The 1,058-nt window shown below is 71.2% G+C and carries 1 protein-coding gene; it reads right to left on the reverse strand.

The genetic code is table 11. The annotated features are described in order from the left end of the window. A partial coding sequence (locus K8625_RS43570) for an AMP-binding protein (protein ID WP_223786114.1) occupies window positions 1-1,058 on the reverse strand: 1,058 nt, incomplete at both ends.

The following is a 1,058-nucleotide window of genomic DNA, read 5'->3' on the forward strand; positions in this document are numbered from 1 at the left end:
CCTCCAATGTGCAGCTCTCCGGCCACCCCCACCGGACACAGCCTCCCCTTCTCATCCAGCACCAGCAGCTTCGTGTCCGGCAGCGGCACTCCAATCGGCGGCAGCCTCGGCCAGCTCCCCGCCGGCCCCTTCAGCCGGTACGCACTCACCACGTGCGTCTCCGACGGGCCGTACTGGTTCTCCAGCACGCACCCCGGCAGCTTCTCGAAGAGGGCCACCACCGCCGGCGTCACCTGCAGCTGCTCTCCCGCCGTCACCACCTCTCGCAGCGACTCCGGCACCCTCGCCCCGTGCGCCACCGCGTCCGCCAGCGCCTGCAGCGCCACGAAGGGCACGAAGAGTCTCTCCACCCGCTGGCTCGCCATGAAGTCCAGCAACGCAGGCACGTCCTGCCTCAGCGCCGCGGGCGGCACCACCAGCGTCCCTCCCGCGCTCCACGTCGCGAAAATCTCCTGGAATGACACGTCGAAGCTCAGCGACGCGAACTGCAGCGTCCTCGCCTCCGCCTTCACCGAGTGCGCCCTCTGCCACAGCAGCAGGTTGCACAGCGCCGCGTGAGACAGCGCCACCCCCTTCGGCTTCCCCGTGCTCCCAGACGTGTACACCACGTAGCACGTGCCACCCGGTGGCACCGCCCTCGGCGGCGCAATCTCCGGCCTGCGCGCCACCTCCCCCGCCTCCTCGTCCACGCACAGCGCCCTCTTCTTCACCCCCGCCGGCAGCGCCCCCAGCTGACGCTTCGTCGTCAGCACTCGCGCCACTCCCGCATCCTCCACCATGTACCCCAGCCGCTCCGCCGGGTACTTCGCGTCCAGCGGCACGTACGCCGCCCCCGCCTTCAATATCCCCAACAGCCCCACCAGCTGCTCCAACGAGCGCTCCATGCACAACCCCACCCGCTCCCCCGCCCCCACTCCCAGCGCCCCCAGGTGCCACGCCAGCTGATTCGCCCGACGCTCCAGCTCCGCGTACGTCAGCGCCTCCCCTCCCCACACCACCGCCACCGCCTCCGGCGTCCGCCTCGCCTGCGCCTCCACCAGCTCGTGCGCGCAGACCTC

Origin of the sequence: Myxococcus sp. AS-1-15 (assembly GCF_020037055.1) — a bacterium.
GTDB classification, from domain to species: domain Bacteria; phylum Myxococcota; class Myxococcia; order Myxococcales; family Myxococcaceae; genus Myxococcus; species Myxococcus fulvus.